Source organism: Bradyrhizobium sp. NBAIM14 (assembly GCF_020193895.1).
GTDB classification, from domain to species: Bacteria; Pseudomonadota; Alphaproteobacteria; order Rhizobiales; family Xanthobacteraceae; genus Bradyrhizobium; species Bradyrhizobium yuanmingense.
The window spans coordinates 1-25,299 of the sequence record NZ_JADYVQ010000036.1 but is presented as its reverse complement, the minus strand read 5'-3'; the positions used below and the strand labels follow the sequence as shown (position 1 = coordinate 25,299).

The 25,299-nt window shown below is 61.0% G+C and carries 24 protein-coding genes and 1 tRNA gene; 5 read left to right on the top strand and 20 right to left on the bottom strand.

Features of this window, described 5'->3' with window-relative positions; genetic code table 11:
• Positions 1–604 (top strand): hypothetical protein (locus I6F28_RS36070; protein WP_225143704.1); only part of this gene is annotated, 604 nt, incomplete at its 5' end.
• A 37-nt stretch (positions 605–641) separates the two neighbouring features.
• On the opposite strand, the gene I6F28_RS36065 is transcribed toward I6F28_RS36070, so the two are convergent.
• From I6F28_RS36065 to I6F28_RS35995, 15 genes are all read right to left on the bottom strand, one after another.
• The gene (locus tag I6F28_RS36065; RefSeq protein ID WP_085969012.1) at positions 642–1,178 is read right to left on the bottom strand and encodes a tetratricopeptide repeat protein; all 537 of its coding nucleotides are present in this window, start codon (positions 1,176–1,178) and stop codon (positions 642–644) included.
• Positions 1,179–1,260: 82 nt separating this feature from the next.
• The gene (locus I6F28_RS36060; RefSeq protein WP_036008116.1) at positions 1,261–1,665 is read right to left on the bottom strand and encodes a hypothetical protein; all 405 of its coding nucleotides are present in this window, start codon (positions 1,663–1,665) and stop codon (positions 1,261–1,263) included.
• A 14-nt stretch (positions 1,666–1,679) separates the two neighbouring features.
• The gene (locus tag I6F28_RS36055; protein ID WP_225143702.1) at positions 1,680–3,326 is read right to left on the bottom strand and encodes a type II and III secretion system protein family protein; all 1,647 of its coding nucleotides are present in this window, start codon (positions 3,324–3,326) and stop codon (positions 1,680–1,682) included.
• 452 nt (positions 3,327–3,778) lie between these two features.
• Positions 3,779–4,195 (bottom strand): TadE family protein, encoded by a 417-nt coding sequence (locus I6F28_RS36050; RefSeq protein WP_157284115.1) that lies wholly within the window; start codon positions 4,193–4,195, stop codon positions 3,779–3,781.
• A complete protein-coding gene (locus I6F28_RS36045) occupies positions 4,195–5,568 on the bottom strand; it encodes a pilus assembly protein TadG-related protein (protein WP_225143700.1) in 1,374 nt (457 codons plus the stop codon). Before I6F28_RS36045 ends, I6F28_RS36050 begins: the two co-directional genes overlap by 1 nt.
• Before the next feature lie 8 nt (positions 5,569–5,576).
• Positions 5,577–6,071 (bottom strand): hypothetical protein, encoded by a 495-nt coding sequence (locus tag I6F28_RS36040; RefSeq protein WP_225114733.1) that lies wholly within the window; start codon positions 6,069–6,071, stop codon positions 5,577–5,579.
• A gap of 30 nt (positions 6,072–6,101) precedes the next feature.
• Positions 6,102–6,704, bottom strand: coding sequence for a methyltransferase family protein (locus I6F28_RS36035; RefSeq protein WP_225143698.1), 603 nt, complete (start codon positions 6,702–6,704; stop codon positions 6,102–6,104).
• Between the two features lie 47 nt (positions 6,705–6,751).
• Positions 6,752–7,660: a type II secretion system F family protein gene (locus I6F28_RS36030; RefSeq protein ID WP_036008129.1), complete on the bottom strand. Its 909-nt coding sequence runs from the start codon at positions 7,658–7,660 to the stop codon at positions 6,752–6,754.
• Positions 7,657–8,589: a type II secretion system F family protein gene (locus tag I6F28_RS36025; protein ID WP_192893117.1), complete on the bottom strand. Its 933-nt coding sequence runs from the start codon at positions 8,587–8,589 to the stop codon at positions 7,657–7,659. The genes I6F28_RS36030 and I6F28_RS36025 overlap by 4 nt, the downstream gene beginning before the upstream one ends.
• On the bottom strand, positions 8,586–9,968 hold the full coding sequence (locus I6F28_RS36020; protein WP_225143696.1) for a TadA family conjugal transfer-associated ATPase: 1,383 nt from the start codon (positions 9,966–9,968) through the stop codon (positions 8,586–8,588). Before I6F28_RS36020 ends, I6F28_RS36025 begins: the two co-directional genes overlap by 4 nt.
• Positions 9,965–11,167: a CpaE/TadZ family protein gene (locus I6F28_RS36015; RefSeq protein WP_036031703.1), complete on the bottom strand. Its 1,203-nt coding sequence runs from the start codon at positions 11,165–11,167 to the stop codon at positions 9,965–9,967. The genes I6F28_RS36020 and I6F28_RS36015 overlap by 4 nt, the downstream gene beginning before the upstream one ends.
• Positions 11,167–12,135 carry a Flp pilus assembly protein CpaB gene (gene cpaB / locus I6F28_RS36010; RefSeq protein WP_192893116.1) on the bottom strand — a complete coding sequence of 323 codons (969 nt, stop codon included), beginning with the start codon at positions 12,133–12,135 and terminating at the stop codon, positions 11,167–11,169. Before cpaB ends, I6F28_RS36015 begins: the two co-directional genes overlap by 1 nt.
• 1 nt (position 12,136) lies before the next feature.
• Entirely contained in the window at positions 12,137–12,643 is a 507-nt protein-coding gene (locus tag I6F28_RS36005; protein ID WP_225143694.1) for an A24 family peptidase, read from the bottom strand.
• Positions 12,644–12,747: 104 nt separating this feature from the next.
• Positions 12,748–12,996 (bottom strand): Flp family type IVb pilin, encoded by a 249-nt coding sequence (locus I6F28_RS36000; RefSeq protein WP_346656765.1) that lies wholly within the window; start codon positions 12,994–12,996, stop codon positions 12,748–12,750.
• Positions 12,997–14,676: 1,680 nt separating this feature from the next.
• Entirely contained in the window at positions 14,677–15,396 is a 720-nt protein-coding gene (locus I6F28_RS35995) for a hypothetical protein (protein WP_225143692.1), read from the bottom strand.
• Between the two features lie 473 nt (positions 15,397–15,869).
• Here I6F28_RS35995 and I6F28_RS35990 point away from each other — a divergent pair, with 473 nt between their 5' ends.
• Positions 15,870–16,211 carry an H-NS family nucleoid-associated regulatory protein gene (locus tag I6F28_RS35990; protein ID WP_225143690.1) on the top strand — a complete coding sequence of 114 codons (342 nt, stop codon included), beginning with the start codon at positions 15,870–15,872 and terminating at the stop codon, positions 16,209–16,211.
• Between the two features lie 982 nt (positions 16,212–17,193).
• Positions 17,194–17,430, top strand: coding sequence for a hypothetical protein (locus I6F28_RS35985; RefSeq protein WP_036025141.1), 237 nt, complete (start codon positions 17,194–17,196; stop codon positions 17,428–17,430).
• Between the two features lie 389 nt (positions 17,431–17,819).
• On the opposite strand, the gene I6F28_RS35980 is transcribed toward I6F28_RS35985, so the two are convergent.
• The 5 genes from I6F28_RS35980 to I6F28_RS35960 all read right to left on the bottom strand — a co-directional run bounded on the left by I6F28_RS35980 (position 17,820) and on the right by I6F28_RS35960 (position 22,205).
• Positions 17,820–17,895, bottom strand: a tRNA-Lys gene (locus tag I6F28_RS35980).
• Positions 17,896–18,060: 165 nt separating this feature from the next.
• Positions 18,061–18,669 (bottom strand): Spy/CpxP family protein refolding chaperone, encoded by a 609-nt coding sequence (locus tag I6F28_RS35975; protein ID WP_225143687.1) that lies wholly within the window; start codon positions 18,667–18,669, stop codon positions 18,061–18,063.
• 198 nt (positions 18,670–18,867) lie between these two features.
• On the bottom strand, positions 18,868–19,872 hold the full coding sequence (locus I6F28_RS35970; protein WP_036025066.1) for a TRAP transporter substrate-binding protein: 1,005 nt from the start codon (positions 19,870–19,872) through the stop codon (positions 18,868–18,870).
• Positions 19,873–19,990: 118 nt separating this feature from the next.
• Entirely contained in the window at positions 19,991–21,553 is a 1,563-nt protein-coding gene (locus I6F28_RS35965; protein ID WP_036037552.1) for a 2-isopropylmalate synthase, read from the bottom strand.
• 388 nt (positions 21,554–21,941) lie between these two features.
• The gene (locus I6F28_RS35960) at positions 21,942–22,205 is read right to left on the bottom strand and encodes a hypothetical protein (protein ID WP_225143705.1); all 264 of its coding nucleotides are present in this window, start codon (positions 22,203–22,205) and stop codon (positions 21,942–21,944) included.
• 182 nt (positions 22,206–22,387) lie between these two features.
• Between I6F28_RS35960 and I6F28_RS35955 the strand changes: the two genes are divergently transcribed.
• Together I6F28_RS35955 and I6F28_RS35950 are read left to right on the top strand one after the other, a co-directional pair.
• A complete protein-coding gene (locus I6F28_RS35955; RefSeq protein ID WP_036006753.1) occupies positions 22,388–23,620 on the top strand; it encodes an SMP-30/gluconolactonase/LRE family protein in 1,233 nt (410 codons plus the stop codon).
• A 145-nt stretch (positions 23,621–23,765) separates the two neighbouring features.
• Positions 23,766–25,076 (top strand): ABC transporter substrate-binding protein, encoded by a 1,311-nt coding sequence (locus tag I6F28_RS35950; protein WP_057026370.1) that lies wholly within the window; start codon positions 23,766–23,768, stop codon positions 25,074–25,076.
• Positions 25,077–25,299 lie beyond the last annotated feature (223 nt).

Genomic DNA, 25,299 nt, shown 5'->3' with positions numbered 1-25,299 from the left:
GGCGGGGACCGGTGTAACGGGCTCTACCAATTGGATCGACCGAGCACGTCGCATCTGGCGGCGCCATCTCCAGCGCGATCAACTCCCCCGAACGACCGGGGGGTCGACGGGAAACTTCGAGCGCTGGTTGATCGCACTGCTGAGCGTCGGCTTCGTCGTGAGTTGCGTTTGCGCGATCATTGTCTTCATGCAGGTCAACGCGCGCAAATTGGAGATCGCAACACTGCAACGTGATATCATCGCACTCAAGCTACGCGTAGCCAGGCTCGATCAGATCGCAAGCACGAACGAGATGCGCGAAAAGGCAAGCAGTGGAATACCCAAACCGTCGTCGGGGATCCAAGCCGACCAGGCTCCGCTCATCCTGTCACGTGAAGAGATTCAGCTTGTCCGAGACTATATCAAGCCTGCACCAGTTGCTGGCCCCGCGACTGAGACGACAAAGGTCGGCGATCCCGTCGTAGGAGAAACCGTTCCCTTTTCCTCTCCGATCACGGACAAGGTGCGGAAGCTGCTCGGCGCGAGATTTACCGTTCGCAATGGCGTTGTTGTCATCGTCCGCAGCGGCAGCCGTCACGCTGATGCTGTAATTGGGCCCAATTGACGAGAACTGGCCGCGATTGCAGGAGTCGATCGCCCTCTTAAGGCTGGTTGTTCGGTGGTCTTTCAATGAACCGCCGGCTGCCATTGAGAAGCTCGAGGTTGTTGGCGATAACCGGGTTGCCTGGATCGAGCGAATAGGCCTTCTCGAACTTTCGGCGCGCCGCACTCAGATTGCCGCGCAGCATGTACGAATATCCCTGGTCATTCAGGACCTGCACGGTTTCGCCGCCCAGCCGGATCGCTTGGGCATAGGCCTGATCTGCGAGATCAAAGCGACGTATCCGATCATAGCTCGCCGCGAGTCCAACCCAGGCCGTCACGTCCTTCGGCGATTTCTCGACCGCATCCCTGAAATAGCGATTGGCTAACCCGTAGCTGCCGCGGTTGAAATGCTCCAAGCCCAGCCGTACCGGCTCGTCCGAGGGATAATATTTGACGTCCGTCGGCTCCTGCACGGGGTCCCCCCCAGGCGGCTCGACGGGAGCGACGACGGCAGCCTGCCTCAGCGTATGATCACACCCCGCAAGGCCGATCCCCAACCAGCAACAGGTCAGCATGAAGATGATACGTCGCATAACCCCTTGGTCCCCCGCACGTCGCAGCAACTTCACTGCGCCGTTCGCAAACAACATCGCCAAAACCACGCACTAAAAATCGTTACCTGCCGCCTACGCCTACTCCACCAACCGGCACTGATACTCCAGCAGTCGATCCAGCCCCCAATCCTTCTATGTTGACGTTCTGGGTTGGGGCAGTCCGCACGCCCATTTGTTTCGTCGCATCGCCGATGTCGGGAAGCTGATCCACCGGCTGTTTCGTGTTGCCATAGCGAGTCACGGCGGCGCCCACGCGCCGGGCGTCGTACGTGATCCTGCGATCACCGACGTTTCGCGGCCATGGATGGATTGTGTGGGTGACCGCGTTGACCTCCTTGGCATTGCCGGCACTCATCGTGATGGTGTCTGAACGCTGGAAATAGCGGTCCACCTCGTCATGACCGGCCACCCCGTAACATCCCCCGAGCAGCAGCGGTGCGAACAGAGCCAGATACCTGATGGTCATCTCCCGCTTCCTTCTCAGTTGAGCGTTTTTACGACGGGCTGGTTCGCAACGGCCGGTGCCGGAATGGTCGCAGTGGCCTCGGGAGCGATGATGTGACCATAGGGCCCTTTAACGTCGCCGCCGGAGTTGACGTAGTCATTGTAACGCTTGCGCACTTCCATCTGGCCATTGAGGAAGAAATCGACGTCGTTGGCCGGAAGGCGGGAGTCGAGCGGCGACGCCAATTGCTGACCGGGCGCGGCCGGTGCGACCAGGCGCGGCGTCACAATGATGACGAGATCGGTTTCCTCCTGCAGGTACGACTTGCTGCTGAACAAGGCTCCAAGCACGGGCACCGAACCGATCCAGGGCAATTGCGAAACGTCCTGACGGTTGCGGGTTTGCAGCAAGCCGGCGATTGCAAAGCTCTGGCCATCCCGCAATTCCACCGTCGTGCGCGCATCGCGGCGGGTCAATGCTGGAACGGTCGTCCCCTGAATCGTCACCGCATTGGCGAAATCAAGCTCGCTGACCGATGGCTCCACCCGAAGGTTGACGACCCCCCGCGAGAGCACGGTGGGGACAAAGGCCAGTTCGACACCGAACTTCTTGTAGTCGATGGTGATGGTGGGGAAACCGGTGGCTGTCGTGTTCGGAATCGGTACTGGAAATTCACCACCGGCCAGGAAGCGCGCGGCATCTCCGGAAAGCGCAATCAGATTTGGCTCCGCCAACCGGCGGAGGACACCTTTGGTCTCAAGCGCAGTGATCAGGAGGTCCAACGTGTTGCCATTGTTGAGCTTCAAGACGCTTGTCAACAAGCTGCCAAACGGCACGCTGTTTCCTGCCAACGTAGCGGCAGTACCGATGAGCGGAAGACCTCCCGGAGTCGGCACGTAGCCGTTGGTCACGGGATCTTGCAAAGGCTTTCCGGTCCTGTCCGTCGCGATACGTCCGGCTGAGGTCACAGCACCGGCCGCCCCCCCGGCACCAAGACCGGTATTGAAGCCTCTCGAGCCGCTTGCGTTGCCACCATAAAGATTAACTCCTAGGTCGCGACCCGCGGACCGACTCACCTCGAGAAACCGCACCTCCAGCATCACCTGCTGCGGCGCCGCGACACTCATCGCGTTGACGACAGTGCCCCCCTTCGCGACTGTGCTGGTGGCGATCGCCATGGCCCGCTCGGCCGTAACCGCATCGGCGGCCGTTCCGCTGAGTACCACCTGGCCCTCGGAAGCCGAGACGCGGATCCCGTGCCCGCCAGTGCTGCTGCGGATGTTCTGCTGGAGATTGCCGGTATCGATCACGACCTCGACGTCGAGGATGCCGATCTGCTTCATCGAGGAGTCGAGCAGGATGACGTTGGTGGTGCCGGTCTGCTTGCCCTGGACGTAGATCAGGTGATCGCTGAGCGACTTCACGTCCACAATGTCGGGCGAGCCGGCCACGATAGTTGCGAAAGCCGTATCGACCTTGAAGGTGCGTGACTTGTTGACCACCACCTTGACCCGCTGGACGTCGTTCATTTCGCTGACGAAGACGCCGCCGCCGGAGGAGCCCCGCCGGTCTGCCGCCATCGCGCGGTCAGCGGACGCAAAGGAGGCGAGCGCCGCGCCAAGACCCATCACGCTGAAGGCGAGAAGCTCCCTTATCTTACCTGAAATGCGATCGCCACCCATTCGAGTCCCCCAACTGCGATCCGCGGCTCCCCCGCAAATCTACGTGCTCGACATCCCCAATAGTTCCCCTCTGCGCACCACGCCGCAGAGCTTACAAGATGTCCGACTACAATTCGTTACTTCGCGTTTCCAAGATCATCGTCCTTGATGCTGCCTGCTTGCAAGAAGAGACGCTTACCGCACAGCCTCAAGTGGCAAAGAAAACTTTCCAATGTTGCGGGCGCGCATCATTTCTCTCTGCAGCTCCGTTCAGAACTGCTGCAGCACGACCACGTTTGCGCGAGATTCCGTCGTGGCTCACGATCGAACGGCGTCGGCTCGTCGTCTCCAAACGGCATTTGGCCAGACTCAGATTGCTTTGGTGCAGTACGATTCCGAGGGGTTTGTCCAGCTCGAGCGCCGACCCGAGGCGATGTCGGCCAAGATGGGTAAGGCACATTGCCATATTTTGCCTAAAAGGGAATCTGCGTTGACGCGCTCGGCGCATTGAGTGCTGTGCCCCATATCGGCATCAGCATCGTGAAGCCGGCTTGAGAAGCGGTCACGGTCAAATTGCTGCCGCTGGATGCCACGCTCAGCGTCGGCGTGAGACCGCCGCGATACAGGAACGGCGCGGCAGTCTGCTTAGCGGTCGTGGACATGGGATCGCCCGCGCAGCTTGACGGCGACTGAGGCGGGCTTTGAAGCAAGGCAGGCGTGTAGCAGTTGATCATGACCGCTCGGGCCCCGGCGCTCGCGAGCGTCCGCAAGGACTGCATCGTGATCGCATAGCGTCCGAGATCGAAGATGGCGAAGATCAACATGAAAAGGGACACAAAGGCGAGGATGAATTCGAACGATGCGATGCCCCGCTGATCGAGCTTTCTCATCACTGCACCAAGCGGACAACTTGGGTATAAGGGACGGTGACCGGATTACATCCATCCGTGCTCAGGAAGCCGCCACCGCCCATGGTGAGAGTTTTGGCGATCACTTGTGAACAGGTCGTATTGGTACTTTGCGTCGCTCCGTTCCAGGTCACGTCGACGTGCGGGAAATACATCGCACCACCCAGCTTAACCGAACCACCGTTGATGGTGACCTGATTACTGCTCTTGCTCGGTGCTTGATCATCAATCAGAACGCCGTTCAGATCAGAAGAGAAAGTGTTGGTGTAAGGCGCGGACAGATTCACTACAGCGCCGCCAGAGATGGAAATGCTGGAATCCCCGAGTAATACAAGAGTGACGCCTAAACCTGTGCCAGCCGGTGGCCAGGGTGTGCAGGCACTGCAAGTGATGGTTCCGCCATTGAATCTTATCGTGCCATTGTAGAAAAAGTACGTGCCCGGACTAAAATCTACCGCGTTCCCGGTCGTGCACGTTAGGTTGCGGTACAGGTTAGTGCTGCTCGGTGGGGTATTAGGCGTCAACGTACCACTGCATGCCAAATCGTTTGGCTTCCCGCTCGAGGTCAAGCTATTGAACGATTGGCTGTCCAATTTGCTAAGTGGATTGTTGGCATACGGCATGAAATAGTTGTACGTGACGCCGGGATTGGCGCAGGTGCTGGCTGGACTACAGCCGGTTACACCCAAGACGGCCCATCCCGAACCGGTGAAAGAGGCAGTGCTGGCAAACTGAACACTAGCATCCGACATTATCGGGCAACCCGTGCCGTTGTTGCTGACGTTACCGGCAATCTTAAGCGCCCCTCCGCCGCCGTTCGGATCAGGTCCGAGCGCCAAGGCGCACACCTTGCTCGGCAGTTCGACCAGAGCGATGGCTTGGGCGGGGATGTTGACGGTCGTCAAACCCAGCACTGCCGACAAATAGGCCGGCTGTTGCTGACTGACGAGGGCGCGAACGGCGTTACCGCCGCCTCCTCCGGGCGGCGTTGTGAACGCACCCGCACTATAGCTGCCGATGTCGATCTGCACCGCCCGCGAGATTCCCGTTGGAAGGCTTGGCGCACAGTTGGTGCCCGGATAGGCCGTATCGCCGGTGTTGCAGAACCCGTTCTGTGCCGCGAATTCCTTTGCTTGATAATCCACTGATGTATCGCAGAGCACACCAGCATTGTCGCATGCAAGTCGCAGGGCGCCCGAGTAGGCCGCTGCATCGGCGGCATTCTGCGCGTGCTGCCTGGTGACGTACCACGATCCCGCCTCGGCCCCGAGTGCGACGACGCCGATGAGCGGAATCAGCACGATGACTGTTGCGAATGCGGCCGAGCCTCGTCTGGAACGGAGCAGACTGCGCATGAGAACACCTACTGGAAACGTTCGGAGTAAGGCAGCGTGTACGTGCAACTGCTGGGGCACAGCACCGACGTCAACACAATCGGGGCCAAAGTGACGGTCGTCGAAAACGTAAAGTACTTGGGAGTCAAACCAAGGTTGCCGGAGTTGCAGGCTGTGCTTCCGCACATGACCTGGATGTTGCCGATGGTATGCCCGGCGACCGTTGTCTGCAGCGTCGACACCCAGGTCCCCGGGTTCGCCGGGTCGGGCGGACTCTTGTATTGAATGTATTGTCCGAATGAGCGCAAGGCCGACCACGCAGAGATAAACCGGAAGCCCGCGGCAGCGACGTCGGCAAGCGGCATCAGCAGGAACGACACCATGAAAATGTAAACGATGACTGTCTCAAACGCGACGGCGCCGCGCTGATCGGCGACGAAGGACCCTTTACGATACGCGCGCCTGCCTCCACGGGGACTTGCCACGTGCGATCGCGTCACCCGAGCCGCAGCGATCTGAACCATGTCCACCACAATCCGGCCACGCATAGCCGCTCACCAAACGTAAGGAATCACTCGCCAACGTGATGCTTCGTAACTCGAATACTCGGGGCAATTGCGCCGAAGCAGGTCTTCTTCGTAAAGGATTCGGCAGACCTGAATGCCTATATGCAGAACCAGGACCATCACCGTGACCGGTGTCAGGTATTGCAGCACGACGCCCAGCACCACGATTTCTTCGGCGACATAGAGCGGGTGCTTGATCCATCGATAGGGTCCGGTCTGGACCACCGAGCGCGCCTGCGGCACCAGGCTGAACGACCGACCCAGATGTCGGATGGTGACGAGCATCATGATCGTGCCGACCAGCACGCAAGCCGTCGATGCCAGGTTGGGCAGCGTGTCGTCGGTTTTGCCGAGGAAGCTGATCGACCACGGCAGATAGCTGCCGACGAAGGCAGCTATTCTTGGAAGCAGGCCATCGGCATGCGCCTTTGCCGGTGAGCGCGTCATGATCAACAGCGCCAGGAGCATGTAGAAGATGCCGAGGCAAAAGCTCGACAAGAGCGAGGGCCACGGATCGTGCAGCGACGCCCCAATCCTGACGGCGACGCAAAGAGCCAGCAACAAGAACCACAAGCTGCCAAGCAGCCGCATGATCCGGTCGTAAGATCCGCTCTTGGAGAGGGCAATTGTGCTCATGGCTACTTTCCGAAGCTGGCGAACGAACGCACGAGGTGAAGAACGGGACTTCCCCCCATGATGACGAACATGGCTGGGAGCAGGAACAGCACCATCGGAATGGTCAGCTTGGCGCCCAACTTGTGCGCCCTTTCTTCCAGCTTGGTGATGCGTTCCCGCCGCAGGTCGAGCGCGATACTGCGCAGCGCCTGGCCCAACGGCGTTCCGTACTGCAAGCTCTGGCTGATCATCGTGCCGAACCGGCGAAGACCATCCGAAGTGACCGCCAAATTCTCGAATGCTTCGACGCGGCTTGGCAGTATCCGGAGATCATCAAGGAGTCGGTGCAGCACCCAGGCCATGGCAGGATTGGTCGACTTCATTTCTTCGGCGACACGCCCCAGCCCGCTTTCCAGGCCCATTCCCGCCTCGCTGCACACGATCAGCAAATCGATCATATCCGGCGTGCCCAGCCGAATGGCAGCATCAAAGCGCCGCTTCATCACCGACAGAGCCAATCGCGGACCCAAGATTCCGATCACCACACCCATCAGCGTGAAGACCAGCACGTCGGCAGGTCTCCTTCCCGAAAGTTGCGCCAGAAGCAGCGCAATGACCGGCAGCGCGAACATGCTGACGATCTTGATGCCGATCCAGATCGGCAAGGTTCTATGATGATTGAATCCAGATGAGTGGAGGACCGTTCGTAGCTCCTCCAGATTCTCCTCGGCGTAGAAGCGCCGATAGCGCATGCCCAGCCACGAGAACCAACCGGTCAGGTCTTTGAAGGGGGCTGAACGGTAAGGGATACCCATCACGGCGTTTGAGACCCGCGTGTCCAATGCACGGACGTGTAGTTCGCGGATGATCAACATGAAGGCCGCCGTTCCAGCTACGACTGCGAGGGCCGCCAGCCCGAGACCAAAAGTCATAGTTCTGTTTCCCGCCTGACCATCCAACTTATCACCAGATGCCCGATGAGCACCGAGACTACCGCGTAAGCCAGAAGCTTGTTTCCGGTCGGGTCAGTGAACAGCAGATCGACGTTCTGCGGATTGGCCGCGTATAGCAATGCTCCGGCAATCAGGGGCGAGATCGTGAGTGCTCGCGAGGAAAAGATCACTTCTCCCGCCAGCGCCTTGGCGCGAGCAGCGAGCGCAACACGCTGACTCACCGTGTCGCCCAGCGTCTGCAAGGTCTCGGCCAAGCTGCCGCCGGACTTCAATTGAACCGCAAGTGTCACCGCAAACATCGCATACTCTGCCACTTGCGTTCGCCGATAGACGCCTTCGACGGCTTCCTCCGGAGGTCTTCCCAGATTCATTTCGCTGCATACGATTGCAAATTGTCCAGACGTCGGTTGCGGCATTTCGCGCGCGATGGTGCGAAATGCTTCGTGCACAGGCAGACCCGATCGAACCGTACTCGTCACCAGCTGAATGGCGTCAGGCAGCTGCCGGAAAAGTTGACTGGCGAACCGACGTTGCTGCCAGCCAAACAGACCTCGCACGACTACCACGGCGGCAACCGCAGCCGCGACAGACACGTAGAAAACGGAAAATCCCAGCAGGCGATTAGCGTAGAAGATCGCTGCTACGGCGATAGCGGCAGCAAGCAGCACATACGCCGGATGCCAGGCGTGAACCATCTCGGGCCTGTAATTGGCCAAACGGTGGAGAAGCAGATATCGGGAGCCGGTCTCCGCCCGGCGAATGGATGGCAGGCTGGCCGGATGGGAGGCCGGTAGAGCGACCGCCAGCCGGCGGTCCATGCGCCGCTCCCGGCCGTCGAGCCATAACGAGCCGACGGCTGCGCACATCGCGAGCACCAGAACAGCGACGATCACGGCCTCAGGTATCATATCTGCCTCACTGCCTCAGCCCAGGCGCGATCGAGCCCGAAATAGACGAGACGGCTCTTGAATTTCGGGACTGCAAGGGTGGCCCGGTAAGTGCCCGAGATCCGCCCATTGTCGTCCTCCTCCTGGTATTCGAATGTTGCGATGTCATTGGTGGTGATCACATCCGATTCCAGCCCCATCACCTCGCTGATCTGGATAACGCGACGTTGCCCATCGCGCATGCGTTCGACTTGCACGATGAGATCCAGTGCAGCGACGATCTGAGTTCGAATGGCTCGCGACGGCAGATTCACCTGCCCCATCTGCACCATGTTCTCGATGCGGGTCAGGGCGTCGCGAGCACTATTGGCATGGACCGTGGAGATTGAACCATCATGGCCGGTGTTCATCGCCTGCAGCATGTCAAACGCTTCGGCGCCGCGCACCTCGCCCACGACGATCCGGTCAGGACGCATGCGCAGCGCATTCCACAACAGATCGCGCTGTGTCACCTGCCCCGTGCCTTCAAGGCTGGGAGGCCGGGTCTCCAGGCTGATCACGTGCGGCTGCTGGAGCTGCAACTCCGCCGCATCCTCGATGGTGACGACGCGTTCGCTGTGATCGATGAACTGGCTCATGGCGTTGAGCAGCGTCGTCTTGCCGGACCCGGTGCCGCCGGAGACCAGGACATTGAGCCGACACCGGGCGGCAATCTCCAGCAATTGTCCGACGGCTGCGGTCATCGAGCCGTTTTCGATCAGTGCGGCGATATCCAGGCGGCGGCTCGGAAACTTTCTAATCGAGATGCAGGGGCTGTGGATCGCCAGCGGCGGGAAGATGATGTTGACGCGGCTGCCGTCGGACAAGCGGCAATCCACCATCGGACTGGATTCGTCGATGCGCCGTCCAACTTGCGCGGCAATTTTCTGGGCCACCGATGCGATGTGATCATTGTCGCGGAAGCGCACCGCGATCCGCTCCAGCTTGCCGGCTCGTTCGACATAAACGTTGCTCGGCCCGTTGATCATGATGTCGTTGATCGATTGATCGAGCAGAAGCGGACGCAGCGGCCCATAGCCGGTCATGTCGTCGGCAATCTCGTCCGCCAGTTGAACCTGCTCGCGACCCGACAGTTCGAGCCGTTCCTCATTGGCGATGCCATGGATGATTTCCTCGATCTGGCGCCGAAGGACGTCACGCGAAACAGTTGCGGCCACCGATGGCTCAATCTGCTCGATGACGCGTTCGCGCAGTGAAGCTGGCATCACCGGCCGGTCAATCGAAGCCTCGTCGCGCCTTGAGGTTGATGCAGGCACGCTTGGCGTCGTTGCAGCCAAGCTCGGCGTCGATGCAGGCAAGCGAACCGGCGTTTCCTCGTCGCGCCTACCAAACTTTCTCATAGCCCCAGCAGCCTCCGCAGCCGTCCCTTCTGCTCGGCGCCAAGCCCCGTGATCTCCCGTACGATCGGCGCGAGATGGCGTCGCAGTGCAGATACGTGCTTCAGCGCGGGAATTCCGAGATTGACCGCCTGGGTCATGCCCTTCCCGAGATCGGGTACGACCATGTCAGGCTCTGTCCCCAACGCCTTGACCACCGCGGCCCTGGGAAGGCCCCCCGGGCGATTGGCACGGTTCAGCAAGGTGAAGACCCGATCCCTGCCGGCAATGTTGGTGACGGCGGCCCGCAGTGCGTGGGCATTGCGAAGTCCGGTCACCTCCGCCTCCAGCAGCACCAGCACGTGCCGGGAAAGAGAAATCACCGGATGGATGGATGACGGAAACGGGACCGGGACATCGACAACGATGTAGTTGAATCGTTGGCGGAGCAGACCAAGGACGTGCCTCACGCCCGCTTCGGTGATGTCGAGCTGAGCGTCCAGTTCCTCATCGGCGGAAATCAGGCTGACTCGCTCGTTGACTGCGATTGCGGCGCGCTCGAGGAACAACGTGTCCGCCCGCATCGGGTTCTCCAGGGCGATGCGCAGGCCTGGTCCGGGCTGAACACCCAGCATCACGGCTGTTTCGCCGCCTTGAAGATGAAGATCGAGCAGCGCGACCTTGGCCTTGGTGGTCTCCGCCAGTTGCAGCGCGAGATTGATGGCGATGCTCGTTGCGCCGGCACCGCCCTGCGCGCCGCAGATCGAGATCACATGCCCGCCTCGGTCGGTCGGCGCCGGCGCACGATCGCCCAGCAGCTTTGGGCGCAGCTGGTCCAGCACCATGTCCCGCGTGATCGGTCTCGGCAGGTACTCGGTCAGGCCGAGCTCCATAAGCGCGCGATAGAAGGTGATCTCCCTGCTTTCACCGATCAGAGCCACCCGGACATCGGGCGGACAGACGCCGGCCAGCCGCTCCAGTTCGGCAAATGGATCATCGATACCACTGATGTCCGTCACCAGGGCGAATAGTTCGGTGTCCGTTTCGAGCATCCGTATGGCATTGCGGATCGTGCCCCGCTTGATCGAAATGTTGCTGCCTTCAAGGCCCTTGCGCAGAGCCGCGGCACTCAATTCGTCATTGACGAAGCAGACGATTCGATTGCGGGCGACAACAGACGTCGCTTCTTCAGGAGTGCTGAGGGCCGCTATGTTAACGCTCATCAACGTTTCTCCAGCAACTTGCCTGCCTGAACCACCATCGTCGCTCCGCGGCGGGACACTTCCGACCCGTCGCAGTTGATCGGAACGTCGCCGTCGGCAGATTCCTGTTTCCTGACGGAGTATTGTTTTATCTGACCACCGGAATGAACAACGACCGCTGCAGTCCGGCCAGCAATCGCATTTTGGCGGGCGATTTCCGGCGACACATCGCAGCTGGACATGGCGCCAGTGTCCGCCGTATCCCACTGCTCGACTGCGGCCCGCACCGCCAGGGAAAGCGTTCCGAGCTGCCTTGCGACCGTGATCTTCTTGACCTGGTCCGGGGCAAGCTCCAACGATACAGTCTGCGCTTGCTTGCCGGCCACCGAGCCGGCTACCGAGCTTACGGTTCGGCCACCCTGCATGATTTCCTGGTCAATCGCGATGACTCGAACGTTTCCTAGAACGGTCTCGCTCAGGGCCCGGCGCGCGGGATCTGCCTTCTCGAACACCTGGGTCAACAAGACATCAACATGATCACCCGGCCTGATCAGCCCCGAAACGCCAGACTCCTCGTCCACCTTGATGCTGATCGCACGGCTATCCGGTGCCAGGACGCTGGCCAGGAAGCCACGATCCCGAGGTCGCAATACGTCCTGCAAGGTGATGGGACTGCCAGCGTCGACGAATTTGCGGACCAGAGAGCCGGGAAGTCCGGCCTTCGAGTCCGGTGTTTCCAGGATCGCCCCTGCGGGAAGGCGTTCAGGCGACACCGAGCGCACGGCGAAATCTTCTTCGCGGGCCAATGTACCTTTCGACAGCGGACGTGCCGCGACAAAATACCCGACAGTCGAAGGAGGCGCCGGCCCTTGCGCCGTAACCGTTACCGGAACCTGTTTCGGCAGGTTCATGTTGTAGGCGATCAGCCCGAATGCGGTGGTTGCGAGCAAGAGCACCAGGATGATCGAGAGGCGCAACGTGGATGACATGTCAAAATCCTCTGCTCGAGATGGTCCAGATGCCACCGCACGCTATGGCCACCCCGTAAGGCAGGGGCGCGTGTCGCACGTGGCGCCAGCGCTCGATCGCGTAGACGCGCCGTGCGAGCGACGAACCGACCGGCGCCAATTTCGGATATGGCAGGACGCGCATCACCAGATGCACCAGGGCAAGAACGCCCCCGGCCAGCGTGGTTACCGTCAGCAACTCGATCAAGCCCGTCGGCGGCAGGCCAATGGCCAAAGCTACCAGTAACTTGACGTCGCCCCCGCCAATCCCGCCACGCTGGTAGAGCGCGAGCAGCAGCAGGAACAGGAGCGCCGCGGCGATGAGGGATTCGGCAAGTTGCATTGGGCTGGCAAGCTGACGGGCGATCCCGAGCAGCGCCAGCAAGAGACAGACGTCATTTCGGATCGTGCGGGTCGCGACGTCGAGCGTTGCGACATACAGCAACAACGAGATTTCCAGTATCGAGACGACGGAAGAAACCCAGCTCATGCATGCCTCAGGGTGGTGGGAAGGCACAGCAACAATAAGAATGGAGAGAAATAACATTCGGAGGGGGACACATTCCGATGCCCCCCTCTGGCCGGACGGCCGTATCAGACTGCCGCAGTAAAAGCGGTGGTGATCGCGGTGATCCCGCCTGTCAGCGCGGTTCCGATCGCACCGCCGGCCCCAACGCCGAACACAGCTGACACTGCGCCGATGATGCAAACCGCGACGATGATGTACTCGAATGACACCACGCCGTCCCGGTCCGTCCGCAGACGCTTCAACGCTTCCTTGGTCTCGATGAAATGATGCAACATAGAGGAATCCCTTCTTTCAAGATGGAATTTTTCAGACACCTTGGCAACTTCAGCGGCTGCGGATTTATCTCCGGCCCGCCAGCGACAAACTATTCATTAAATACTTATTAGCGTCAACATTTAATATATAATTCCGATTTTAAATCGACGCACTGCGAAGCGAGCCGTCACAACAATCTCAGAATCGACAAAAGCGCCGTAAATCAAATACGATAGCCGAACCAACAATCGGATCCTGGGCAGAGCGCTGGCTGGAGTCGGTAAGCAATCACCGGATTATTACGGATGAGCAGCGCTATAATAAGATTAATAGGTAATCATGTGAGGGCGATATAATCGACCGGATGCTGCGCCCCTGGCCCGCGCACATGGAGCAAATTTCGCGACGTGCGAAGGCGCGACGCAGCACATCTGTCACGACGGGTGAGGTGATCCGTTCGAAGATTCCGATCGCACTGATCGCTGCCTTGCAGCCGCATGATTCCCGTCAGTTGCACCGGTGTGCCGCAATCATAGAGGCTCCTGGACCCCACCTTGCGAGGCGGACCATCGCGGGATGGTGGTACGCTCTAGAGCGTAGCGCGCAGCCAGGACCCGTCATCATTGTTACGGGCTCGGTAGCCGGCGCATCTGCCCTGGGTGCGGAGAAAAGCAAAACAACCGATTATTTATTATTGTATATAATCATGATGACTCCATCACAAAATTAAAAAATATGTTGGGGAAAAGAAAACATGGGAGGTTGGAATGGAAGCTGCCCGCCGCTTTCGCGCAATGGCCTTGCTTTGCCGTCAGACTGCCGTACTCCAACCTGCGCGAAGCTGGAAATTGCTTGCAGAGGCAGAGTACTGGGAGCATCTGGCCGCCGCGGCCTTAGCTCATTGAGCTTCAGTCGGGCGTTCTTTGTCTTCCGTTTTCGTCGACTTCCTAGTTAAGTCCTTTTCTGAGGCATGTGATGAGTATGCGTCAAATTTCCTCTAGTGCTGTTCTGAGCGAACGGCACCAGGCGCTTCTGGAGGAGCTCAGAGAGGTGGAGAAACTTCGAAGTAAGCTCCGACATCTAGAAACGAAACCAATCGGCAGAAGGCGGCGTACCAAAGCGAGCGGCAGAGCTAGAGCCGTTTAGAGACCCGCCGGATCCGAAGGATGACCCGGCTCACTCGCGCGATTCGATGCACGGATTGCCCGCGTTCCTCGCGTCCACCTCTACCTTGAAAGAGGACTGGGCGGCTTTCATCTGCGCCTAGCGAGCCTCGGCGATGACGTCGCTACGACGCGTCGCCAACCAGCCAGGCCGGGGTGCCTCACAACACTTGAACGAACTCGGCGGCGAGACCGGCCGCCCATTCAGGGTCGGGCGTTAGCTCCGACTTTCATTCGACGTTGCACTTCGGAACACCGCAACGAGCCGATCGCCTTCCCAAAGCTCAACGTCGTGCTCGTCATGCATTTGCTCGGCTCGGCGTCTCGCCGCCTGCTCGTCAATACAGTCGAACTTTGCAGTGCAGATCACTTGCCGGCTGCCGTCCACCACGAAAACCTTATACCGCATGATGCCGTCCGATCCAAAAAGGTGACGATCATCGTACCCGAATGTCCGGTTAAGGCAGCGCCAAACTAAGTGCGATGCAACGGAACCATTGTACGTGTGTCAGTTCGGCGATACCTGCTCGTTCAATCCGTCGGTCGCGCGGCGGCAGTACCTCGTATGTCGCCACCTCAGTGGCGTAGTCTCACTGCGTGCCGAAGCGTGTGGCTCGAGCTTAAGAGCGAGAGGCCACCAAGCGTCATCAGCAGCCCACCGAGCCAGCCCGTCCAGCTGCGCGCTTCGTCGTGCCCCTCTGCAGTGCGCGGGCCCAGCGGCATATCTTGAGATGGGTCGGCAGGCGCGGCGGCGAGAAACTGCCCAACGTTGACTTGATCCGGCACGGAGTGTTCGCGCTTGAGCTGGTTGCGGGGAATATCTCCGACGGGAGCCGCCGACATCAGGGTAGCACCCGTGCCGAGATCGGAAGTGGCATTTGCTACCTGCATTTCCGTTACAGGCGTCTGGGATTGCTCGGGCGGTGCAGAGCGCAGCAACTCCGCACGCGCATCAACGATCACGCTCCGCGTGGTCTGCGTGGTCCGGTTCTCGTCGAAACTGGCGCTACGGTCTTTGGCCGCGGGAGCCCGAATGGGTTTCTTCACCGTCGCGATGCCCTCGGCCAGGAACCAGCATCTGCGACGACCGTCCGTTCGGTAGACCCAATGCTGTCCGCCACTGGTCGAGGTACCGGGACGCGGCGCGCATTCGGCTTGCGGCGGAGGGGTGGTTACCGTGGGTTGGGACGTAGCAGTATTGAAGAAGTCGGTTAGAGGATTGGAAGACGCAGGCGTCGCCGAAAAACCTCCGACAAGGAGCAAACTGGCGAAGTACAATCGCAAATGTCCGGACATCGGAAACTCCCGGGTGCGCCCCCGCTTGAGCCTTAGCGGCGACAACGGCCCCCATGCGGCTTAAATCGGGCAACGCGATGAATTAATGGTATTCTTGGCCACCTAATTTATATGCCGGTCCAGCACTCCAGGGATGCCTGCAACAAGGATAGGCCGATGGATTCATCGGTCATCTGAGTTGCGCCGGGCCTCGATCCGCGGCGTAGCCGCCCGGTCGATTGCGATAGTTGCGCCCGTTCCCGAACACCAAAGCAAAACTTGCCGAGGGATGAGTTCGTGGATGTCGCGATACGTGGACACCCCCGCTACGAATTAAATACTCCATCGCGATATTGCCATCGTCGCGCCTTTCTCCCTGCCACCTAGCGAATTTAAATGTGGATTGTGCGATCAATATTTAACTGACGGCTTGCCTGCTCCCTGATTCCCGACTTGTGTGCCCGGGCCTTCTGCCCAAGATTCGGATTGGAGCCATGAACACCGCGCATTTTAATTCGCTCTCCGTTGACGGGCTCTGGACCCTTCACCAAGAGGTCGCCGCCAAACTCACTCAGAAAATGTTGGTGCAAAAAGCACGTTTGGAGGAAAGGCTGCGCAGCATTAGACTGGCCAGCGAGGTCACACGGCTCAATTACAAGCGCCGTCGTCCATATCCGCCCGTCCGTCCCAAATATCGCAATCCGAAGAACCCAGCGGAGACATGGTCGGGTCGTGGCAGGCAGCCGCGATGGCTGCGGCCGCAGCTTCGAAGCGGCCGAGACTTGGACGATTTCCTGATCGATCAGGCTTCAGCTCAAAAGCGGCAGACAAATTGAGCGTCGATTGCGGCATTTTGGGTTGGGAATGCTGGCGCCGGCTGTTTCCCGATCTGAGATTTTCACATTATCGTTTTAACGCGGGTCATGACTATGGTTGGAGCCATGGCCATAGCGACCGCACTTGCGATCCGGCTGACGGTCTCGCTGAATCGCTCGGGGGCCCGCGGCGCAGTGAAGACATCGACGAGAACTCAAGCGCACGATGGCCCGACTCTAGTCGTGATGCTCTCTGAAGTGCCGCCTAACCGCACTCCACGCTCGAAGGGCTGGAAGGAGGAGGACGACGAAAAGAACTCTGATTGCAACTGGAGTCATCCCGCGCTGCAGGAGTGGTGGTTCGCGACCATCCGAGCGACCGGCCGTCGTGTTGATCGTCGCCGGAGATGGAATTGCTGCGTGCCGAGTAGGTGCCGGTCTGCGCGAGGGCAGGACAGCTACAACGAACAGAACGTTCACCAGCAGCCATATTCCCACTATGAGAAGGACACTACGCACGAGAACGACCATCGTTGATCTAATCTGCCGAGCTTATTCCCTGCCTCATGCCCGGCACGCAGCCGGCAACACTGCGTTCGCGGACGGAACCGCCTCGCTGCAGCCGGCACATTTGGTATCCGCCGATGCCATCGGGCCCTGAGCGCTTCGCGAACGCCCAGGATCGCTCGCAGCCTAGTCGGGCGCAACACTCGCGTCTGTGCGCTTTCGAACATTCATGCCCCTTCAGGTATGCCCGTTCTGTGCATCATCGGGCGAGAGCCGGACAGAGATAGCTCATCAGCCAGGACGGCCGACCTCAGCCCGCAGTCCCTGAACAGGGGCCGGGTCATGGAGCATGGCCAAATATCGCAGCACGATGAGCGACGAATTTGGCGGTCCGCATCGAACCAGTATCGAGTTTCGGCAGTTGACTCCCGGTGAATCCGAAAAAGCAAACTGATTGTTCGGGCCGAGGATAATATTAAAAGCTACGCCGGCACACATGAAGGACCTCCGACGACGTTTGGAAAAGGTCCGCGCTGACGCGAGAGAATTTACGCTGATGAGTCAGCGGGCGACGGACATAGAGAAGCGCGAGCTGTTCAAGCGCTTGGCGGATGAGCTCGCCTTCGAGGCTCTCGAGCTCGAGCTGATAGTGAAGAAAAATCAGCCACCTGATCCGTGCGACAAGCACGAGGTCGTGGAATTTACGTTACCCTCTCAGCGAAAGCGCGGCTGACGCGAAAGAGGTTAAGCCGGCTAGTTCGTGCGTGCATAAAGGATCTTGCGTATGACTCCGCCAGCGATCGCTGCGCCGCCGCATCGAACTGCGCATTGCGCTTCGCGGGCCCAGATCCGGAACATTCTGGTTCTGGTTCTGCAGCAAGCGGTATCTTGCTGCGACGGACAGAACACACCGTCCGTTCTGCCCGCTCCAATTTCCTAATCTACGACAAGCACGTGACCGACTTGTCCCATCGGATCTGCGCGCTGTATCGAATGGGTGAAGATATAGAAACTAGGGAAACACCGAATAGCAAACCGGCCGTGTCCACTCCAACAAAAACGTCGCACCAGACGCGCTTTGCTCTATCGAAGAATTTAAAAAAGCCCCTGCGGGCTTAAAGGTGGTGGGCGCACCAGGGCTCGAACCTGGGACCCGCTGATTAAGAGTCAGCTGCTCTACCAACTGAGCTATGCGCCCGAAAGGCGGTCAAGGCCTTGCGAGGCCGGTCGTTTAGCAAAGCGTTCCGGGTCTGGCAAGCGATCGGACGCAAGTTTTCCAAGGTCTCGTCCGCAGCCCCGAAAATGCGAAAAGCCGCTGGATTCCAGCGGCTTCGCCAGGTTTACGGCCTGAGAACCGGTCCGTTCAGAGCCGGCCCTCCCGGTCCCGGTCGGGACCGCGGTCACGGTCGAAGCGGTCGTGGTGGAAGTGGTCCATGCCCCGTTCCATCATGCGGTCCATGCGCTCCTTGAAGTGGTGGTGGCGCGGGCCGTCCTCGCCGCCGCCGAACGGGCCGCGGTGCCGGGTCAGCACGGCGAGACGCCTTTTCTGGCCCTCGTCGAGGGTCTTGTAGAGCGGATCGGCGGCATCGGCGATCTTCTTCAAGGCGGCGGAGCTGGCGCCCATGTCCTCGGCGCGCTGGCGCAGGCGGGCGATCGGATCGTCCGGTCTGTCGGCATCCCTCGACATATCACCTGGACCCGCATTCATCCGCGCATTGGCGCGGTCGATGCGCAGCTTGGCGAACTCCCGCACCGCCGCCTCGACCGGCGGCCACAGCTTCTCCTGGTCTGCGTTCAGCTTCAGCCCGGCATGGACGGCGGCGATCCGCGCATCGACGAAGGCGGCGCGGTCCTCGGGGCTCATGCGCATGTGGCGGACGTGCTCCATCCACGGGCGATGATATTGGGCATAGACCGCGCCCGAGCCGGCGATGCTGAGCACGGCGATGGCTGCGATGGTGAATTTCTTCATCCTGACCTCCTCTGGAAGGATACCCGTGAGGATGAGCGCGAGGGGGCTGACGCGCAACTTACAACTTGGACAGGAAGCGCGCTCTTACAGAGATGTAATCGCCGTGAATGTCCGTTCAGATGCGAACAAAAATAATTCGCAACAAAAAGGGCTTCCGTGCGCTGCGCGGAAGCCCTTCGTTGGGGTCGCCCGTCGAGGTCAGTTCGTCGGGCTCTTGGCTTCCTTCAGGAACTCGTCGATCAGCCCCTGGCCGATGCGGCCCGCGGCCTCCTTGTAGACCGGCTCCATCGCCTTGCGCATCGCCTCGTCCTGATCGGCCGTCAGCTTGATGATCTCGCTCTTGCCGCTCTTCTTGATCTCGGCCAGCGCGTCATCGTTCTCCTTCTGCGACTGCGCGTTGCTGAACTCGGTCGCCTCTTTCATCGCCTTTGACAATGGGTCACGGATGTCGGCCGGCAGATCGTCCCAGAATTTCTTGTTCACGATCACGACGTAGCCGATGTAGCCGTGATTGGTTTCGGTGATGTACTTCTGAACCTCGTGCATCTTCTGGGTGTAGATGTTCGACCAGGTGTTCTCCTGGCCGTCGACCACGCCGGTTTGGAGTGCCTGGTAGACTTCCGAGAACGCCATCACCTGCGGCAGCGAGCCGAGCGACTTGAACTGGGCCTGGATCACGCGCGAGGATTGGATGCGGAATTTCACGCCCTGATAGTCGGCCGGCGTGATCAGCTTCTTGTTCGCGCTCATCTGCTTGAAGCCGTTGTCCCAATAGGCAAGGCCGGTGATGCCCTTGGCATCCAGCAGCTTCAGCAGCTTGGTGCCGAGCGGCCCTTCCGTCACCTTCCGCAGCGTCTTGATGTCGGGCAGGATGTAAGGCAGGTCGAACACCTCGAACTCGCGGATGCCGAGCGGCCCAAACTTGGAGTTGGACGGCGCCAGCATCTGCACGCTGCCGAGCTGGAGCGCCTCGAGCTCTTCCTTGTCCTTGTAGAGCGTCGAGTTCGGATAGACTTCGACCTTGACCTTGCCGCCGGTATACTTCTCGGCGAGCTCCTTGAACTTCTCCGCGCCCTTGCCTTTCGGCGTGTCGGTGGCGACGACGTGGCTGAATTTGATGATGATCGGTGATTGGGCCGATGCCGGCCCGCTCAAGCCAAGTGCCAGAACCGCGATGGAGGCGGCGATCGCCGAGGTGCGCATGGTCTCTCCCTGTCGTTTGTTTGAGCCGCCCGGCGGCGCCGGGTGGCCAGTCTTATGCCGGCTGCATCAATAGCGGCTCGCTTACACAGCCGCTATTGTCCCTTAGCAGGGCAGCCATTCAGCTCGCCGCCGCCGTCGTCACATTGTCGCGCTGGCGCTTCATGACGATCTTGTTGAGCGCGCCGAGATAGGCCTTGGCCGAAGCCACCAGGGTATCCGGGTCCGCCGCACGTGCGGTCATCGAGCGGCCGTCCTGCGCCAGCCGCACCGACACTTCCGCCTGCGCGTCGGTGCCCTCGGTGACTGCGTGCACCTGGTACAGCTCGAGCTTGGCCTCGTGCGGCACCAGGCGCTTGATGCAGTTGAAGACGGCGTCGACCGGGCCATTGCCCTCGGCTTCCTCGATCTTGATCTGACCGTCGACGTCGAGCTTCATGGTCGCGCGCTGCGGACCGTGGGTGCCGGCGATCACCGTCAGCGAGGTCAGCTTGATGCGGTCGTGGGAGGCCGCCATCTCCTCGTCGACCAGCGCCTCGATGTCCTCGTCGTAGATGTCCTTCTTGCGGTCGGCCAGCGCCTTCATCCGCGTGAACGCATCTTCCAACTGGTTCGGACCGAGCTTGTAGCCCATCTCCTCCAGCTTGTGCACGAAGGCGTGGCGACCGGAATGCTTGCCCAGCACCAGCGACGACTGCTTCAGGCCCACCATCTCGGGGCGCATGATCTCGTAAGTCGAAGCGTCCTTCAGCACGCCGTCCTGGTGAATGCCGCTCTCATGAGCGAAGGCATTCCGGCCGACGATCGCCTTGTTGTATTGCACCGGGAACGAGGTCGCCGCCGAGACCAGCTTCGAGGCACGGGTCAGCTGCGTCGTGTCGATCTTGTTCCAGTAGGGGAATTTGTCGTTGCGCACGTTGATCGCCATAACGATCTCTTCGAGAGCGGCGTTGCCGGCGCGCTCGCCGATGCCGTTGATGGTGCACTCGACCTGGCGCGCGCCGCCCGTGATGCCGGCCAGCGAGTTGGCGACCGCCATGCCGAGATCGTTATGGCAGTGCACGGAGAACACCGCCTTGTCCGAGTTCGGCACGCGCTCGATCAGCGTCCTCATGAAGTGGGTATATTCCTCCGGCACCGTATAACCGACGGTGTCGGGGATGTTCACCGTGGTGGCGCCGGCCTTGATCACGGCCTCGACGATGCGGCACAAAAAGTCCATCTCGCTGCGGGTGCCATCCTCGGCCGACCATTCGACGTCGTCGATCTGGTTGCGGGCGCGCGCGACCATCGCGACCGAGGTCTCGATCACCTGCTCCGGGGTCTTGTTCAGCTTCACCCGCATGTGCAGCGGCGAGGTCGCGATCACGGTGTGGACGCGGCCGCGCTTGGCGAACTTCACGGCTTCGGCACAGCGGTCGATGTCGGCGGGATGGGCGCGCGACAGGCCGGCGATGACGGCGTTCTTGGAGCGGCGGGCGATCTCGCTGACCGCCTGGAAGTCGCCTTCGGAGGTGATCGGAAAGCCGGCCTCGATGACGTCGACGCCCATATCATCCAGCAGTTCGGCGACCTCGAGCTTCTCCTCGAAGGTCATGGTGGCGCCGGGGCACTGCTCGCCGTCGCGCAGCGTGGTGTCGAAAATGATGACGCGGTCCTTCTCGGACTTGTTCACGGTGGCCATTCCTAGATTTCCTTTTGAGCGTTTGCGCCGTTCAGAGCCGTTTCAGTCCCTTGGCGCTTGAGGTGTCCGTTGATCTCGACCAACCCCTGAGCGCCCAGGCGCATGGCGCCCAGCCGGCCCTCAGGGGCAAGTAAGAAGAAGGCCGCCAATAAGGAGGGTGGGCAGCAGCGCAGCCGGGATCGCGGCGGCGGCCAGAGCCACCTCCCCCGAAATCCCCTCGATTTGGCCGCGAATCAGCATTGCCAGACCCTGTAGAGCCTCAAATCCTCGGTCAAAACCGTTGACGGTTGGTTTCGGGAGAGGCCCGATGTGGCCGTTTCTAGACGAGAAATGGCCGCAACTGCAACGCCAAAAAGAGGGTCAACATAGATGACCTAAAAGGGTAGGCCTAGGCCGTGCCGGTGCGGCGCGCGCGCGCCCTGTTCTCCCAACGGTTCAGCATTTGGCCGAGCTCGCCGGTGGGCGCAGCGGTGCCGGTCTTCGCGATCTCGTTGGTGTTCGCCGCCGTATTGGCCGAGAGCCAGTCTGGCTCCGCGTACTCGCGCCAGCGGCGTGCCTCCGCGCGCCTTTTTCGGGAGACGTAATCCCGCGTGAAATAGCCGGCCGCAAACGCGAGTGAGAGAAGGATGACCAGGATGACGACTTGCACAATGAGCTCCGGCTTTATCCCCCGCTAGCGCCCTGCAATCCAAACGCACTCGAAGGTGACGAAATTGCGACCTGCGATCACGCCGCGGTTTCAAGTCTGCCTCTCGCAACCGGACGCGGACCGGACTAACCTTCGCCGCGCTTGGCCGGATCAACCGGCCGGCCGAACGTAACCGGGAGGATACGATGACACGCCAGGAGGCTCCTGAGCAGGAGCAGCGTGCGCACGATGCTGCGCTTTCACGACGAACGCTGGTCGGGGGGCTGGCGCTCGGCGCCGCGGCCACGTTGGCGGGCCCCGCGCTGGCCCAGACCGGGCCCGCCGCACCGCCGACGACGATCACGACGCCGCCGCGCGACTTCGGCCCGGGCGGCGCGCCGACGACCTATTTCTGGGACCCCGACATCATCGCGGTCGATCCGTCCTTCAACGATCTCGCGCAGCCCAACACCGCGATCAAGCGTCTCTATACCGGGCTGCTCTGGGCCGAAGGCCCGGCGTGGAGCGCGCAGGGCCGCTATCTCCTGTGGAGCGACATTCCCAACAACCGGCAAATGCGCTGGACCGAGGACGACGGCCGCGTCAGCGTGTTCCGCTCGCCCTCCAACAATTCCAACGGCAACTCCTTCGACTTCCAGGGCCGCCAGCTCTCCTGCGAGCACCTGACGCGGCGGGTGACGCGCTACGAGCATGACGGCACCGCCACCGTGCTCGCCGAGTCCTATCAGGGCAAGAAGTTGAACTCGCCGAACGACATCGCCGCGCATCCCGACGGCAGCTATTGGTTCACCGATCCGCCCTATGGCGGCCAGCTCTACGAAGGCGAGCCCGACGTCGCGGGCGGCCCGAGCAATGCAGGCGGCAAGCTCAATCCACGGATCGGACAGCCGGCCGGCTTCGTGCCGGGCAAGCGCGAGCTGCCGACCAATTGCTATCGCATCGATCCCTCCGGCCGCATCGACCTCGTCGTCACCGAAGACCAGGTGCCCGACCCGAACGGGCTCTGCTTCTCGCCCGACTACAAGAAGCTCTACATCGCCTCGACCGGCAAGGGACCGGGCGACACCGGCCCCGGCGGCAAGGGCGAGATCTTCGTGTTCGACGTCGGCAGCGACAACAAGCTGTCGAACCTGAAGAAGTTCACCGATTGCGTGATCGACGGCGTGAAGTGCGGACCGGATGGCCTGCGTTGCGACGTCAACGGCAATCTCTGGGCCTCCAGCAATGCCGGACGCGCCGTCGGCTACAGCGGCGTCACGGTGTGGTCGCCGGAGGGCAAGCTGCTCGGCCGCATCCGTCTGCCGGAAGTGTGCGGCAACGTCTGCTTCGGCGGCCCCAAGCGCAACCGCCTGTTCATGGCCGCAAGCCAATCGCTCTACGCGGTGTATACGGCGACCCAAGGCGCCGGGCCGGGCTGAGCGGCACCACCCACGAACGAACGCGCCGGCGTGAAGCGCCGGCGCCGAAGAACCTCGACTTTCGCGATGTTGACTTTCCGCCGCCCCGCTCCCCATACTTTGCGAACAACAACAAGATTGAACGACGGTTTTGAGGGAGGATAGGATGCCGACTTCACGCAGGCAGCTGCTGAAGACGTCGGCGGCTGCCGCCGCCGCACTCAGCCTCGATTGGACACGCGCCCAGGCACAAGCCGAGACTATACGCATCGGCCTGATCTACGACCTCACCGGCCCCTTCGCTGCGGGCGGCTCGGTCGCCTCCTCGATCGGCGCGCAGATCGCCATCGACCTCGTCAACGAGAAAGGCGGTGTCGGCGGCAAATACAAGGTTGCTCCGGTCGCCGCGGATTCGCAGAGCAAGCCGGACGTTGCGATCAACGAGGCCGAACGCCTGATCAGCCAAGAGAAGATCGACATCCTCAACGGCGTCTATGCGAGCTCGCATGCGGTGCCGCTCGCGGCCAAGGTCGAGCAGCAAAAAAAGATCCTCTGGATCACGACCGCGGTCTCGACCGCCGTGTTCAAGGACAAGAACCTGCAACACGTGTTTCGCGCGCAGATCCATTCGGATCAATACGGCCAGGCCTTTGCAAGCTTCCTCACCGAGCACGCCAAAGCCAAGCTCGGCATGGATCCGAAGGAGGTCAAGGTCGCGTTGATCCACGAGGACGGCCCTTATGGCGTCGGCGTTGCCTCCGCTGACGAAGCCTATGCGAAAGAGGCCGGCATTCCGGTGGTGCTGCGCGAAGGCTATTCGGCCTCGGCGCCCGATCTCTCGGTGCTGGTGACGAAGATCAAGCGGGCCAAGGCCGACGTGATCTCGCACGCGGGCTACAACCCTGACATCACCCTGTTCCTGCGCCAGGCCCGCGAGAGCGGGTTGCGCTTCAAGATGCTGTTCGGAGCCGGTGCCGGCTACAGCCAACTCGACAAGTTGCGCGCCACGTTCGGCGCCGACATCGACAATTTCTGCAACATCGACCCGGTGCCGGCACAGCTGCTCGATCCCGCCAAGCTCGCGCCCGGCATGGGCGATCTGATCAAGACCATGGTCAGTCGCTACCAGGCAAAGACCGGCGCCACCGACGTGCCACCGCACTGCTCGATGGGCTTCAACCAGACCTGGGTGCTGCTCAACAACGTGCTGCCTGTCGCCAAGGAGAAGTACGGCAGCTTCGAGCCCGAGGCGATCCGGAAAGCGGCGCTCGACGTCGACATCCCCGCGGGCGGCACGATCCAGGGCTATGGCGTGAAATTCTTCCCGCCGGGCACGCCGCTCTCCGGCCAGAACGAACGTTCGACGCCGGTCGTGATGCAGAACGCCGGCGCGCACATCTCCGTGGTGTGGCCGACCAACATCCGCACGCAGGACCCGGTCTTCCCGCTGCCGAAGGGCTCGACCTACGGGGCGTGAATGCGCGGCACGGGCAGTGTACACCCTCTCCCCTTGCGGGAGAGGGTGGCTCGCCGCGTTGCGGCGAGACGGGTGAGGGGTCTCCCTCCGCGTGTTCAACTCTCATTGGGATGCGCGGAAACAACCCCTCATCCGGCGCTTCGCGCCACCTTCTGCAAGGGGAGAAGGGAAGCGTGCCTGCGGAGACACGTTGCTTTCACAACACCACCCGCCGCCCCTCCTC